The sequence below is a fragment of the Anaerosporobacter faecicola genome (assembly GCF_012070565.1).
Taxonomy (GTDB): Bacteria; Bacillota; Clostridia; order Lachnospirales; family Lachnospiraceae; genus Anaerosporobacter; species Anaerosporobacter faecicola.
This window is the reverse complement of record NZ_JAAQRO010000026.1, coordinates 44,995-59,339: the sequence shown is the minus strand read 5'-3', so window position 1 is coordinate 59,339 and position 14,345 is coordinate 44,995. Positions and strand designations below refer to the sequence as shown.

Sequence of the window (14,345 nt, the reverse complement as noted above, 5' to 3'; positions counted from 1 at the left end):
AGAGGTCGACTTCTATATCAACCCCTGCTTAGTCCACTTGTAAAAATAATAAGTGAAAATTTCCTTCAATGCATTATAAGCTGTTAACCAACCCGCAAACAAGATTTACGCTATGCTTAATAGCTTTTGCCTCAAATTCCTGGTAATCCATCTCCGCACTATTATCTGCTTTATCAGAAATTGCACGAATAATCAAAAATGGTATCTTATTCAGATATGCAGCTTGAGCAATTGCTGCACCTTCCATCTCCGTACAAGAGCCCCCAAATTCTTTAACAAGCCATTCTTTTTTGTCGCGATCTGAGATAAACTGATCCCCACTCAAAACTCTTCCTTCAAATACTTGTATATCCGGATTAACTTCTTCGCATACTTTTTTTGCTACCGATCTTAATTTTTCATCTGCAACAAATACCGAGTTATCCATTTGAGGAATCACACCTACTTTATATCCAAAACCGGTTGCATCCATATCATGTGTAATAGCATCTGTTGACAAAACAATATCTCCAATATTGATTTCATTTTGTAAAGAGCCCGCAATTCCGGTGTTAATTACTAGATCCACACCAAACTCATCCACTAAAATCTGTGTACAAACTGCTGCATTGACCTTACCAATTCCACTACGAACAATTACAACGTTCTTACTATTCAATTTACCACTTACAAAGATCATACTTGCCTTTTGAATGGTACGATCTACTTCCATCTTATCCTTTAATTGAGAAACTTCTTGTTCCATTGCACCTATAATACCTATTTTCATCTGCTTCCTCCTAGCACTCTTCTGTTATCTATATTTAGACTTTACCATTTCTTATTATTAAATGCAAGAATATCTGAATTTCCATTGCAAAGAAGCAAAAACTACGATAGAATAATACATTAGATTATAAATATATTAAGTTAGGAGATCTTATATGATTTATAAAACATCTGGCGTTTGTAGCCAAGAAATTCATTTTGATATTGAAAACAACATCTTAAAAAACGTATCGTTTGTAGGTGGTTGTTCAGGTAACACGCAAGGAATCGCTAAGTTAGTGGAAGGCATGTCCGTTGACGAAGTGATCAACCGTCTGGATGGCTTAAAATGTGGCTATCGTCCTACCTCATGTCCAGACCAACTAGCCAAAGCTTTGAGAGCATACCAACAGAAATAATTGAAACCATTTAAGCGTATTTATATAGAGATAACAAACATATGTAATTTATCCTGTAGCTTCTGCCCAAAGACAAACCGTGCACCATCGTTTATGTCCACGAATGACTTTGAACATATCCTAACAGAAATATCACCTTTTACTGACTACGTCTATCTACACATAAAGGGAGAACCTCTGTTACACCCAGAGCTGCAGGATATTTTGTCGTTATGCAGTCAATACCATCTTCATGCCAATATTACAACCAACGGTACTATGATACAAGAAAAAGCAGCAATTTTATCTACTGCTAATGCATTACGTCAGGTCAATATCTCTCTTCATAGCTTTGAACAAGATGTAAAGATGGAGCGAAGCGATTCCGATCTTAACAAAATTAAAGAGGATCTTTATTCGTATCTAAAACCTATAACCGATTACGCCATCTATATGAGCCAGCATACCAAAGCAATTACCGCTCTCCGTCTATGGAACTTAGAAGGGGAACATACAGATACGTTTACTCATGAAAAAAACCGTTTTGTTCATTCCTTTTTAGAAGACGCTTTTCATGTTTCCATTAAACCAGAAATGATTACGCGTGGAATCGCTTTAATGGAACGTGTCTATCTAAATCAAGACCATCGGTTTCAATGGCCATCTTTATCTGTACCTGTCTTAAGTACAGAGGGCTTTTGTTATGGATTAGGAACACAAGCAGGTATATTAGTTGATGGTACTGTTGTTCCTTGTTGTTTAGATCAAGAAGGAGATGTCTCTTTAGGAAATATCTTTTCAACATCATTTTCTTCTATAATAAATGGTGAACGTGCACAATCTATATTACACGGTTTTAAGGATCATAAGATTATAGAAGAACTTTGTAAACGATGTGGTTATCGTCACCGCTTTATATAGTACCTACGTAACCACATAATGTACATCTGATAACTATTTACGCATAAAATTGCGCGTTATAAAGGATTGGAGGTTAACTATGAAACGAATTATCTTAACTGGTGGAGGTACCGCTGGTCATGTCACCCCTAATATTGCTCTTATTCCCGCATTAAAGGCCGCTGGATATGACATACAATACATTGGCTCTTATGACGGTATGGAAAGAAAGCTAATTGAAGACTTGCATATTCCATATCACGGAATATCTTCTGGAAAACTTAGACGATACTTCGATATTAAGAATTTTAGTGATCCATTCAAAGTATTAAAAGGATATCGCGAAGCTAAGAAGTTAATGAAAGAACTAAAACCTGATGTCATCTTTTCAAAGGGTGGTTTTGTTACAGTTCCTGTTGTTTTAGCTGCGAAAAAGCGCAAAGTACCTACAATCATTCACGAATCGGATATGACTCCAGGTTTAGCAAACCGAATCTGTATTCCATCTGCTACAAAAGTGTGCGCTAACTTTCCTGAGACACTTCATAACCTTCCAGAAGGTAAAGCAGTCTTAACTGGTTCTCCAATACGGAAAGAGTTATTCTCGGGTAACAAATTAAAAGGATTGGACTTCTGTGGATTTACACAAAATAAACCTGTTGTATTGATTGTTGGTGGTAGTCTTGGATCTGCCGTTGTAAATGAAGCTGTTCGTAATATATTGGATACTTTATTGGAACAATTTCAAGTTATTCATTTATGCGGGAAAGGAAAAGTGGAACAGTCCTTAGTCGGGAAACAAGGGTATGTTCAGTACGAGTATATTAAAGAAGAGTTAAGCGATCTACTTGCTTGTGCAGACCTTGTTATCTCTCGTGCTGGTGCTAATGCAATATGCGAATTACTCGCTTTAAAGAAACCAAACATTCTTGTACCGTTATCCGCTGCACAAAGCCGTGGTGATCAAATTCTCAATGCTGCTTCTTTCAAAAAGCAAGGATTTAGTTATGTTATTCAAGAAGAAGACTTAACAAAAGACACCTTATTAGAAGCAGTAAATGAAGTTTATACCCATCGCTCAAGTTATGTTGCCAAGATGAATGAAAGTAAGTTAAATGATGCGGTGGAAACAATCGTTGAATTAATTGAAGGATTAACTTCTTCTACCAAATAACGAAACATACAAAAGAGCATTGCTCCTGTTCGATTCTTACTATTTATCAAACATGAGCAATGCTCTTTTCTTACTTATATATGTTTTTTTATTCGTGCACTAAGTTGATCCAAAGGTTCTCCCTCATACTTTTCCTGAACCCATTTTACTACTACTTGATCTCCTTCATAACGAGGAATTAAGTGCATATGAAAGTGGAACACCGTTTGTCCTGCTATCTCTCCATTGTTTTGCAATAAATTCAGCCCTTCACATTGTAATTCCGTTTTCAGTGCAGTTGCAATTTTCTTTGCAACCGGTAATAATTTAGAAGCTACCGTTTCATCCAACTCATACAGATTGTCTGCATGCTTTTTGGGAATAAGGATTGTATGTCCTTTAGAAGCTGGTGATATATCCATAAAAGCCTTAAAATCATCATCTTCATATACCGTATAAGATGGAATCTCTCCTGCTGCAATTTTACAAAAAATACAGTTATCGTTCATCATTATCCCTCCATGTTTGTATTATTATGATATAAGGGTAAAAAATTATGTCCCTCACGACATTACATATTGATCTCCTGTTTATTATAACTCACACCTTTTTAATTTTAAACAGGAAGTTCCTTTTTATACATCTTGCATCAAGTACTACAGTTTTGGGTAAACCCCAAAATGAAATGTTATCACAAAATTTTTATATAATTGGCTTTTAAAAATGGACGAAAATAGTTACAATAGAACATTGATCTTATATGAGAACAGTTCCATATAAAATGTCGTACCAACTAATATATTTACATATTTTGGTAATTATTAAATTTTGCCTACCTTTTTTGTAATTAATTCTCCCTTTTCTATACATTGTATCGGAAAAAATACATGATTTTTTTTATCTTCTTCCTCTTAATATGATTTTTTTAGACACGAAAACAGTTAATACCAATTTATATACATATGATACCGTTATTATTGTCGATTGGTGTAAACAAAAATTAGTTGAAATTCTCGTTTTATGTTGGTAATATATGTAAAAGAGGTGATGATTATGTATAATGATAAGACAACAGGAATACTTTATCAACTTTGCAAACAAAACAAAGAATTTGATGAAGCAATTAAGCAAATGGAATCTCAACACCAATTTGTAGTATCTCAAATCACTCATGAGATCAGAAACCCATTAACATTGATCAGTAGTACAATTCAACTACTAGAATCACATTATCCAGAGATTGCTGAAAGTAATTTATGGGAGCAACTAACAGATGATGTTAGTGACTTAGTTTTACTATTAGATGATGTAACTGCTTACAATCACAGCACAAAACTAAATCTACAAACATGTGATTTAAATCATATGTTACAGAAACTAATTCAGGGTTTTCAAATACATACCTCAAGTCGTAACATAACCATTGAGATGATTGCCACAGAAGATACAAAACATAAATTAGTAACATTCCTTTGCGATCCGATTAAATTGAAACAAGCATTTACGAATATCATAAAGAATGCAGTTGAAGCCATGGATGAATCCGGGGTAATTCAAATCCATATATCCAATGAACTTCTATCTATGAATAACGAACAATCTTCTACAGAATATATAACCATCTCTTTTAAAAACAATGGAGAACCAATCAACTTGGATGATACACTTAATATCTTTGAGCCATTTGTCACCTACAAGCCAAATGGAACTGGTATGGGGTTGGCTGTTACACAGCAGATTATCCATGCTCATGAAGGCTATATTAAGCTACTACTTGATGAAAATTGGACAGAGTTTAAGATTTTTCTCCCAAACCGTTGATCCTATAAGAATGTTTCTGAACTCCTTATAAAATCAACTCTTTTGTACTGTCATCTCCCAAATGCAGATACAAAGCCAAAACAAATACCACAAAAAACACTATACCAATTGGAACTCCCAATCCAATTGGCCATCCGTTAAGCGACCATATGTGTCCTTCTAATTAACTCCCAATTAATTAGAAAACTAAAACCTCAAAGTACACCAACTCCCAATTGGTACTTTGAGGTTTTTTCAATTGACTTAACCTTATAGCATCTATATATCCTTATTCCCTACCAAAGACACATACTCACATAATTCGTAGGAAACGTACTAAAATACAAACATGGAATCAAAATTACGTAGTAGTTTGAAATTTCCTTTTGCAGATAGTTCACCTGTCATAAACGCTTTCTGTAACGTCGTACGTCCCTTCGTTATACTTTCCATAATACTATGGGAAGTCTTAATCTGTACATCCGTTTGATCTGCATTTCCATAATAACAATTTAATTCTTCTCCGTTAATCTCAACTATTAGAACCTTATTCTTGTCTGTAATCGTAATCTCAAAAGAACCAGAAAAGCCTTGTAATGGTTGAAATGCAGCTTTTAATTCTTTGATATAATACTCATCCGAACTATCCGTTCCTAACATTTCTTTAAATAGACTAGATAACTCCTCTATATCCTCTTTTTGTTTCTTTACATAGGTATCATCTGATACATACATTGATAATTGCTCACTTTCCTGTGGTGTCAATTCTAATGTATTATTCTTTAAGACTGTATGATTAATTGCACTGCTACTTGATGGCAACCCCTTCTGCTTTTGATTTACACATCGATAGAGCATTTCTGCTTTTTTCTCAATAATCATCTTATAGGAAGGATTTGTTTCAAATTCAACATGATCGGATACATAAGCGCACAATCCATCGCAAGGAATTCCACCAAGAACTTCCCACGCCTTAACAAGCGATAATTGGGCTTCCTGCTCGCCATATGTATTTGACATAACAACAGGCATCATATATAACTTAGCAATGTGCTCTTTATCTCCATATAACCAGCAAGCATCTAAAAACTGCTGCATATATCCGCCAATTCCCCACCATTCTAGATTTGTTGCTAAGATAATAGCATCTGCCTCTTTTAATGTTTTCGGTAGCGTTGTTATACCATTCTTATCTTCATAAAGATTATATTTGGTTACTTCAACGCGCAGTTCCCCTAATACTTCCATCAACTTATTCATTACATATATTGTAGGATCTTCAATCAATCCTCTTCCACCATAATAAATATTAACTTTCATATATGCATCCTCCTGCTTTATATTGGTTCTGTATTCTCTATCGTTACTTCAATCTTCCTTTATCATTTTATTCTTCTGTATGTTTTTTCAATTTCAAATGAAATAGCAAATATCCCAGTAGCGCTCCAGCTATAACGCCTCCTATATGTGCTGCATTATCAATTCCTTGGGACTGCAATCCATTTCCGATGGATATTACAATAAAAAATAGAAGCCTCTTAATTCCAATTTCTTTATATTCATTATGATCCATTACTATAATAGCAACGAGTGCTCCCACCACCGCAAATATGGCTCCTGACGCGCCAATGGACAAAATTGCAGGCTCTCGTAATCTATTATATCCCAGGGAAGTTAATGCCGCAACCATTCCTCCTAGAAAATACAACACGAGATATCTCTTATGTCCTAGACGTTTTTCTACTTCCATACCAACAAATGATAATACAATCATATTCCCCAATAAATGATCCAAGTCTCCATGGAGAAACATATGAGAAATTCCTCGATAATACTGGTGTCCCTGAATAAATGTTTGATAACTAATACCTCCCTGATTGATCATTGCATTATAGATGGATCTGTCAGGTGACCAATCCATAATCAAAAAAAGCAAAACATTAACAATCACCAAACTCCAAGTAATCTTTGCAGGATCCATTTTCTTTTTTATAGAAATAAACCAACTAACAATGCTAGGTTTTCTGTATCTATTACTTTCTGCTTCTAGAACATCTTCAACAAGTTTTTTGCTATTTAGAAAATCAGATGGTTGATTTTCATAAACGATCAGCTGCAATGTGGTTTCATTTATAATCCAGTACGTATCAATTCCCTGTTTTACATACGATTTCGCTTCCTCAGGATCATCTGCAATTAATAAATGTAGTACTCGTATATTCCGATATCCTTGGTTAATAAAGTTCCATTTCATCTTTGATTGTTTATTCTCATAGGCTTCTAAAGATTGATGCATTACTCGCACACAAGATACAATATATACACCTTCCTCACGAACTTGATACAACAGATTTTCCACTTGGTTGCTTTGTATCGTTATATAACCTACCTGTTCAAACGCTTGTTGCAGGACATTATTCATTTATGCACACCCTTTTCTTTCTTACTGTTGAACCAAATATAATTTGCTTCCATTCCTTAATTCTCTTTTCATAATAATCTACCTTTTCCACCTATGCAAGGTATTTATACATAACTTTATACAATTTTACAGATACTACAAAAAGATATAGATTCCCTTTTGCCCTTTTATTCCAAAGTTATTTTTTCCACTAACATATATGTTAGCCTATGCATACAATTTAAGCGTTATTTCGATATTTTACACCAAAATGTTTGCATAGGTGAATATTTATAAGTAGAAAGGAGTTCCCATATGCCAAGTTATATTCATATATATTATGGGGAAGGAAAAGGTAAGACAACCGCTGCCATAGGGCTAGCCATTCGAGCAATTGGTGCAGGAAAACAAGTATTGCTCGCTAGATTTTTAAAAACGAACTCCTCAAGTGAAATAAATGCACTTAAGCAATTACCCAACATTACCATTATTCCCACCAATACCGTTTTTGGTTACTACTATACCCTTAGTAGTGAAGAGAAAAAAAGTGCATATGCATACTATCAAAAGTTATTAGTTGATACCTGTACACTTGCGTATGAAGGACATTATGATCTTCTTATTCTTGATGAGCTTACCTACGCCTACTGTTATGAATTTATTGATCTTGACTATTTGCTTCAATTTCTTAAGAATAGACCAACGCAATTGGAGATTGTCATTACAGGAAAACATCCTTCCCCTGAGTTATTAAATCTAGCCGACTATGCTTCTGAAATAAAAAAAATACGCCATCCATATGATAAGGGCGTACTTCCTCGTGAAGGTATTGAATTATAATGGATTACACCAATGCAAAAGGACATAGGTTTCTTACGTGAAACCTATGTCCTTTTTCTCCATAAAACATAAACAAAACTCTACTTATTCTTCTATCACACTGATGTGATCAATCTCTTTACCATCAAGATTTTTAATGGTATAGATTCCATTCTCATATACCATGTAACTATTTTCATTTCCGTTCTTAGGAATGGATACAGAACCAGGATTCATATAATAATACCCTTCCACACGTTCTAGCGCTTGTACATGTGTATGACCATGTAATAGTATATCACCAGCCTTCAATTGTGGAAGATGCTCTTTATGAAATAAATGTCCATGTGTTGCAAATACCATTCGACCATCCAAATATAAGATCATAGAATCTGACAATACAGGAAACTCCAATACCATTTGATCCACTTCTGCTTCACAGTTTCCACGTACACACAGAATTTCTGCTTTTATTTCATTTAGCATTTGGATGACTTCCTTTGGTGCATACTCCTTTGGAAGATCGTTTCTTGGACCATGATATAAGAGGTCTCCAAGTAATATAAGTTTATCTGCTTTTTCTTCCTTATAACGACTTAATAATTTTTTACAATAATAAGCCGATCCGTGAATATCGGATGCAATTACTAATTTCATATGGATTCCTTTCTATTACACACTCTCAAACAGCGCTTTTTTAATACCTTCATGATCTAACTTTCCTGCCTTATAGGCATTAACCGTCAATAACAACTGTTCTATAGAGACCGCAGCACCTTTTACACTTTTATTACAGCTAATCCGCTCTATTTGATCTTGATATTTTCCTTTAAAATGCCCTGCCACAAACATAAAATAAAATTCCTGTGTTGTGTCCGAAAAATTCTTCCACCACTCATTGGGGTTTACCTTTGGATCCCTTGTTTGATTCTCTCCAATATAGCGTTCCATTTCATCTGCCTGTGATATTGGTAATGAGTATCCACCAGAGTACGCCTTCGTATCTATGATTATACCATAGCTCTCCGAGTAGGCAATCCCATCTGGTTTTCTGCTTCCTCCCAGATGTAATCCCTCAAAATCACACTCTTCTGTAAGTAGCTGCATCGTCTTTAACTCAAACAAGCGATTTTGTTTACTATCATAAGCGAGGTCTAATAACCCTAGGTATTCATGGGATAGATGTGTTAATTGATGACGTACCTCTTCCTTCTTATATTCCAGCTCTGATCTGCCCTCTAACCTGGCAGTAGGTATAATAAAATCACTTAAGCAATCCTGAAGGCAGTATCCGCTTTGTTCCTTTGTAATCTGAAGACCAATGTTAATTAAACCATTGATATCATCCTCAATACTACTTCCTTCACAGGATATTCCACTTGCATTAATCTTATTAACTAATTCCTCTAATGTTATCGTACTTTTGGCTTCTGATAAGAATTTGAGCAGATACGCTCTTCTTGAACGCAAATACTCCCGGTCACCAGCTTTTGTTGCTAACATCTCAAAACATATATTCTTACCCAATTTTTTATAGGAGCTTTTTCCTTGTATGTGGTTTAGTGCCATATACCCTTTCGTTGTAATCTGATATGCCTGGCCAATCGTAACTTGATTTATTTTCCCTTGAATAGATACATCAAAGGTCTTGGATACCATTTCAACAAGCCCAAGCTTTGATAACCATTTTGCTATCATACGAGCATATTTGTCACTAGACCCTTCCCAATCCGCTTTCATCTTACTACATTCCGTTGGATCTTCTGTAATAGCCAAGGATCGAAGGAGTACACTTTGTGGCAAACTGGTAAATCCATTCTCTCCAATAAAACCAAGTTGTTTACCAAGTTCAAACTTTGTTAAATGTGCATCCTCTTTTGCTAAAAGTGTTAGTATTCTTACCGCAGGAGGGTATGCCAAAATCGCTTTTGTTAAGATCGATATCTCTTTTGGCGATAGCGCATCATTTCCTTCCCATGCTTCTACTAACTCTCTTCCCTCCTCTGTTATTGTGAATGTGTCATCCTCATAATTATATTGAATAAAATGAAAAGCATATGCCCACCGTACAAAATTATCTGCTTGCCACTCGCCGATAAATGGTCGTATTTGCCCTTTTACTGTTGCTTGTACAATTCCATTACACCGCGAGTCTTTTCTTGGCTTAAATGCGGTTCCTACAAGCTTACTATACGGAATTCGTAAAGGTCTAGCTTGTAACGCCTGAATTAAGTCGTCTCTTCCATCTCTTTCTTCCACCAATTGAGGAAGAATCGTTTGAACCAATTTCTTATGCATTGGCGAGTTTTCATCAAATATAGCTGTTACATTACATAAACTTCTTAAATTACTTGGATCTTGTACCCAGCCAAATGCACGAAAATTAGTAGTCTCTACCGGCCATATTGTAATCATACTTGCTTGGTCTCCTTTATCTTACTACCATCAGCCACTTTGTAATTTGTGATCAGAACTTCCCTGCTGCAACCTCTGCTTGTGTTATAACTTGCATTGGAATAGTTAAAGTTCAGATCTGTCACCTCATACTTTTTACTCCACGCTTCTAATATATCATTATGCCTTCCTTTATGTTCCATGACATTTGAAACAGCAAATTTAATCCCTTTCTTATCTGCACGATCCAGATAACGATACAAGGCACGTTCTTGCGCTTCTTTCCAATCTTTAAACCCTCTGTTACCATCATTGTAAGTTCCTGTGGTAATATAGTAAGGAGGATCACAATAGATGAAGTCCCCTTCTGAAAGATTCCGCAAGGAAACTTTTGTGAAATCTTTGCTACTAAAAGTAATTTTGGAAGACTGTAAGCGATCCACAAATAGGTATAGATTTTTTCTCATATTATCAGAGAATTGACTACGATTTCTTCCAAATGGATTATTATACTCAAGGTTATTATTAAAACGGAATTGATAATTAAATGAGTAACAGGTTAGTGTATACAGATCGATCGGATTTCCTGTCTGGTTATAGTAATCACGAAACTGCTTAAATCCTTCTTCATTTTGTTTTGACAATCCGTACTTTTCAATATTTTCTTCAATTTGTCCAATAATTTTATTAATAGGCATCTTCTTAAATGTTTTATAAAGCTCTATGATTTTCCCATTAATATCGTTACACAAGATTTGTTCTGCCTGTACATTGACACTTACATTGCAACCACCACAAAATAAATCAACAAATGTATGAATCTCTTCCGGAAATAGTGGTAAAATCTGAGGCAATAATTTATACTTTCCTCCAATATAATTCAACGGACTTTTAATGTATTTACCGCTATTTAAAATTGCCTGTTTACTAAAGCGAGATTGTTCTCTTTGATCTATGTTCTGTTCTGTACCTTGATTAACACCAAATTCAGGCTTCTGTATATAAAATAAATATTCATATAAGGTACGCCCTTTTGAATTTAATTTTCCCTTATATTTTCGATATGGAATTTTCTTTAATTGATATGTCTTTGGATCACCATATCGTTTCAATATGGTCTCAATCTGATATTCATTCATTAATCCATCACTGCTATAACTCATAATAATATGCGTAAACTTTGCCTGTTTGATTAGTTGATCAAAAGCCTCTTCAACCTTTGCCTTCATACAAAACGGTGATTTCATATCCTCATAAGGGCGAATACCTGTAACCCCTTGAATCTCTGGATAGTCATACTTTGATATGGTTTCTAACAAATGATAATTGGGTGCATACTGTCTTGCATTATATGGAGGATCAATATAAAGGATATCTCCTTCTACTTTTTGAATTAGTTCCAATGCATCCTCATTATAACTATGATTCTCACGTTCATTATTCACAACTTCTAGACGAATCATCTCAAACTTCTTATATGCTCGATTATCCCACTCTTTTAGATAGGCACCATAAGTACCTGTAATATTCGAAACGTATGGAACCCCTTCCAATAGACTTGCCAGCAGATAATAATAGGTATTGTCGTTAATTAATTCTTCCCGATGCCATTTCTCGATGGTATTTCTAATAAAATCAATTCGAAGCGCATTGGAATTTGTTAAGTACATTCTTTGGCAATCATCATGGGGTGAATAATGTTTTGCAATAAAATACGTATCATCCTCATATGTTACATTAGAAATCTCCGCCTCTTCCAAATACGCAATAGGGTCTTTTATGTCCATCTCATGTAGTTTTGTAAAATCAGGAGCAAGATTATTCTCTATGGTAGCTTTTTGCATAACATAAGAGAAATGTAACATATCATTGGATGTAACCGCATACCTAGACTTAAAATAACGTGCAACAATACCCGTACCTGCAAATATATCACAGAAAGTCGTTTCGTTTCCTGTTGTGTGTTTTCCAATCATTTTATCAATTTCATCTAATAATGTAGCTTTACTTCCAATATATCTCACGTCTCTTCCTCCACATCCCAAAACATCCTTGCTGTTATTATACTGGAAATGTGATAAAAAAACAAGAACATATTTTTGGGTGTATTAAAATGACAGCTTATTGCAATACTCTCGAATAATATCTGCTGATTTCTGGAATTTTTCCATTTCCTCATCCTGCATATGAATTTCCAGTACATCTGCTACCCCTGAACGATTTAATATTGCAGGCACTCCACAGAAGATTCCTTCCTGTCCATATTCCCCTTCCAATAATGTAGATACAGGAATGATTGAATTTTCATCATTTAAAATTGCCTTAATAATTCCCACCGTTGAGGTTGCTATTCCATAATACGTAGTCCCTTTCCTATGAAGGATCTCCCAACCAGCTTTCGTTGTTTCTAAGACTAACTCATCTAAATTAACATCACCAACCAGTTCTTTATTGTCTTCAATAATGTCATAAAATGCCTTACCCCCTACCGTAACGCATGACCATGGAACCATCTGAGAGTCGCCATGTTCTCCCATTGTATAGGCATACACGCTTCTTGGATCTACATGTACCAGATCAGCAATAAAGTTTTTTAATCTGGCAGAATCTAAGGAGGTACCCGTTCCAATTACCTGATTTTTTGGCAGACCAGATAACTGATACACATAATACGCCATAATATCTACAGGGTTGGATATGACAATAAAATGTCCTTGGAACCCGCTTGCCATAATTGGCTCTACAATACTTTTAACAATCCTTGCTGAGGACTCTAACATACCTAGACGAGACCTTTCCTGGTTTTCTAGCATTGGTGCACTAGCAGTAATAACAACAATATCTGCATCCTTACAGTCCTCATATGTTCCTACTACAACCTTTGTATTACGATTAAGATACTCTATGGAGTTTTTTAAGTCCATTACCTCACCATATGCTTTTTCTCTATTAATGTCAATTAGTACAATTTCATCACAAACCCCTTGTGTTAACAGACTAAATGCCGTTGTTGATCCTACAAATCCACATCCTATGATTGCTATTTTACTTTTATTAATTGCCATATTTTTTTCCTTTCTTGTTCCCATTTTATTTTATTTTATTTTATTTTATTTTATTTCCTTATTATGTTTTACTTTCTTATTATCCTTACTATAATTTACTTCCTTATTCTGTTTCCTTATTTTCTTATCTAAAACTTGCATTTCTTTAAAAGATATCATCAATCTTATAGTTCTGCTTTCTCTTTGTCTTAGTATAACCAGTTGCATATTCTTTACTATACATAGACTAAGAAGATAGACAAAATTGATTTTCTTTGTAATGTAAATGAATACAGTAAATTAACTAGATTTCTTTATCACATTAATGCAGAACTACTTTCCTGTAACGCAAAAAAGCGCACAAAAAAAGCACCAACCCCGAAGCTCCTTCGTCTTCAAAATCGGTACTTTATAATGCGCCAACAGGGGTTCGAACCCTGGACACCCTGATTAAGAGTCAGGTGCTCTACCAGCTGAGCTATTAGCGCATTGCCTTAACGCAAGATTTATTATATATGAAGCATACACAAAATGCAAGTACTTTTTTTATTTTTTTTTAAAATTTATTATATTTGTAATTATTCCAACAATATAAACGATTTATTTCTAATATCTGCTAATTATTCAAGGCGTTTTCTATTGCCATTCTCTATTTTTACCTTTATACTAAAAATAAGAATACACTATAA

General features: G+C 34.8%; 13 protein-coding genes and 1 tRNA gene. 5 read left to right on the top strand and 9 right to left on the bottom strand.

Translation table 11 applies throughout. The annotated features are described in order from the left end of the window. Nucleotides 1-73: 73 nt before the first annotated feature. A complete protein-coding gene (locus HBB17_RS11605) occupies nt 74-769 on the bottom strand; it encodes a 5'-methylthioadenosine/adenosylhomocysteine nucleosidase (protein WP_167957660.1) in 696 nt (231 codons plus the stop codon). A gap of 154 nt (nt 770-923) precedes the next feature. Between HBB17_RS11605 and HBB17_RS11600 the strand changes: the two genes are divergently transcribed. The 3 genes from HBB17_RS11600 (at nt 924) to HBB17_RS11590 (ending at nt 3,219) form a co-directional block, all read left to right on the top strand. Continuing rightward, entirely contained in the window at nt 924-1,166 is a 243-nt protein-coding gene (locus HBB17_RS11600; RefSeq protein WP_167957659.1) for a TIGR03905 family TSCPD domain-containing protein, read from the top strand. After that, nucleotides 1,167-2,066 (top strand): radical SAM/SPASM domain-containing protein, encoded by a 900-nt coding sequence (locus tag HBB17_RS11595; RefSeq protein ID WP_167957658.1) that lies wholly within the window; start codon nt 1,167-1,169, stop codon nt 2,064-2,066. Between the two features lie 79 nt (nt 2,067-2,145). Continuing rightward, nucleotides 2,146-3,219 carry an undecaprenyldiphospho-muramoylpentapeptide beta-N-acetylglucosaminyltransferase gene (locus HBB17_RS11590; protein WP_167957657.1) on the top strand — a complete coding sequence of 358 codons (1,074 nt, stop codon included), beginning with the start codon at nt 2,146-2,148 and terminating at the stop codon, nt 3,217-3,219. A gap of 74 nt (nt 3,220-3,293) precedes the next feature. Here the strand turns inward: HBB17_RS11590 and HBB17_RS11585 are convergent, their stop codons facing one another. Next, the gene (locus tag HBB17_RS11585; protein ID WP_167957656.1) at nt 3,294-3,710 is read right to left on the bottom strand and encodes an HIT family protein; all 417 of its coding nucleotides are present in this window, start codon (nt 3,708-3,710) and stop codon (nt 3,294-3,296) included. Between the two features lie 541 nt (nt 3,711-4,251). On the opposite strand from HBB17_RS11585, the gene HBB17_RS11580 reads away from it, so the two are divergent. Then, a complete protein-coding gene (locus tag HBB17_RS11580; protein WP_167957655.1) occupies nt 4,252-5,019 on the top strand; it encodes a sensor histidine kinase in 768 nt (255 codons plus the stop codon). 315 nt (nt 5,020-5,334) lie between these two features. Here the strand turns inward: HBB17_RS11580 and HBB17_RS11575 are convergent, their stop codons facing one another. Next, the gene (locus tag HBB17_RS11575) at nt 5,335-6,318 is read right to left on the bottom strand and encodes an SCP2 sterol-binding domain-containing protein (RefSeq protein WP_167957654.1); all 984 of its coding nucleotides are present in this window, start codon (nt 6,316-6,318) and stop codon (nt 5,335-5,337) included. Between the two features lie 67 nt (nt 6,319-6,385). After that, nucleotides 6,386-7,420 carry a rhomboid family intramembrane serine protease gene (locus tag HBB17_RS11570; RefSeq protein WP_167957653.1) on the bottom strand — a complete coding sequence of 345 codons (1,035 nt, stop codon included), beginning with the start codon at nt 7,418-7,420 and terminating at the stop codon, nt 6,386-6,388. A 294-nt stretch (nt 7,421-7,714) separates the two neighbouring features. Between HBB17_RS11570 and HBB17_RS11565 the strand changes: the two genes are divergently transcribed. Next, the gene (locus HBB17_RS11565; RefSeq protein WP_167957652.1) at nt 7,715-8,239 is read left to right on the top strand and encodes a cob(I)yrinic acid a,c-diamide adenosyltransferase; all 525 of its coding nucleotides are present in this window, start codon (nt 7,715-7,717) and stop codon (nt 8,237-8,239) included. A gap of 84 nt (nt 8,240-8,323) precedes the next feature. On the opposite strand, the gene yfcE is transcribed toward HBB17_RS11565, so the two are convergent. The 5 genes from yfcE to HBB17_RS11540 all read right to left on the bottom strand — a co-directional run bounded on the left by yfcE (nt 8,324) and on the right by HBB17_RS11540 (nt 14,144). Beyond that, on the bottom strand, nt 8,324-8,875 hold the full coding sequence (gene yfcE, locus HBB17_RS11560) for a phosphodiesterase (RefSeq protein ID WP_167957651.1): 552 nt from the start codon (nt 8,873-8,875) through the stop codon (nt 8,324-8,326). A 15-nt stretch (nt 8,876-8,890) separates the two neighbouring features. Beyond that, nucleotides 8,891-10,633 carry a restriction endonuclease FokI C-terminal domain-containing protein gene (locus HBB17_RS11555; protein ID WP_167957650.1) on the bottom strand — a complete coding sequence of 581 codons (1,743 nt, stop codon included), beginning with the start codon at nt 10,631-10,633 and terminating at the stop codon, nt 8,891-8,893. Continuing rightward, nucleotides 10,630-12,636, bottom strand: a complete 2,007-nt coding sequence (locus HBB17_RS11550) for a Dam family site-specific DNA-(adenine-N6)-methyltransferase (protein WP_167957649.1) — start codon at nt 12,634-12,636, stop codon at nt 10,630-10,632. Before HBB17_RS11550 ends, HBB17_RS11555 begins: the two co-directional genes overlap by 4 nt. A gap of 84 nt (nt 12,637-12,720) precedes the next feature. Beyond that, complete coding sequence (locus HBB17_RS11545) at nt 12,721-13,701, bottom strand: L-lactate dehydrogenase (RefSeq protein ID WP_330588212.1); 981 nt, start codon at nt 13,699-13,701, stop codon at nt 12,721-12,723. A gap of 370 nt (nt 13,702-14,071) precedes the next feature. Then, a tRNA-Lys gene (locus HBB17_RS11540) sits at nt 14,072-14,144 on the bottom strand. Between the last annotated feature and the right edge of the window lie 201 nt (nt 14,145-14,345).

What these genes read in the sequence shown, in the direction of transcription:
- HBB17_RS11545 (WP_330588212.1), bottom strand. Translation starts at nt 13,701, where the DNA reads ATGGGAACAAGAAAGGAAAAAAATATGGCAATTAATAAAAGTAAAATA.
- HBB17_RS11570 (WP_167957653.1), bottom strand. Translation starts at nt 7,420, where the DNA reads ATGAATAATGTCCTGCAACAAGCGTTTGAACAGGTAGGTTATATAACG.
- yfcE (WP_167957651.1), bottom strand. Translation starts at nt 8,875, where the DNA reads ATGAAATTAGTAATTGCATCCGATATTCACGGATCGGCTTATTATTGT.
- HBB17_RS11600 (WP_167957659.1), top strand. Translation starts at nt 924, where the DNA reads ATGATTTATAAAACATCTGGCGTTTGTAGCCAAGAAATTCATTTTGAT.
- HBB17_RS11555 (WP_167957650.1), bottom strand. Translation starts at nt 10,633, where the DNA reads ATGATTACAATATGGCCGGTAGAGACTACTAATTTTCGTGCATTTGGC.
- HBB17_RS11605 (WP_167957660.1), bottom strand. Translation starts at nt 769, where the DNA reads ATGAAAATAGGTATTATAGGTGCAATGGAACAAGAAGTTTCTCAATTA.
- HBB17_RS11585 (WP_167957656.1), bottom strand. Translation starts at nt 3,710, where the DNA reads ATGATGAACGATAACTGTATTTTTTGTAAAATTGCAGCAGGAGAGATT.
- HBB17_RS11580 (WP_167957655.1), top strand. Translation starts at nt 4,252, where the DNA reads ATGTATAATGATAAGACAACAGGAATACTTTATCAACTTTGCAAACAA.
- HBB17_RS11565 (WP_167957652.1), top strand. Translation starts at nt 7,715, where the DNA reads ATGCCAAGTTATATTCATATATATTATGGGGAAGGAAAAGGTAAGACA.
- HBB17_RS11575 (WP_167957654.1), bottom strand. Translation starts at nt 6,318, where the DNA reads ATGAAAGTTAATATTTATTATGGTGGAAGAGGATTGATTGAAGATCCT.
- HBB17_RS11590 (WP_167957657.1), top strand. Translation starts at nt 2,146, where the DNA reads ATGAAACGAATTATCTTAACTGGTGGAGGTACCGCTGGTCATGTCACC.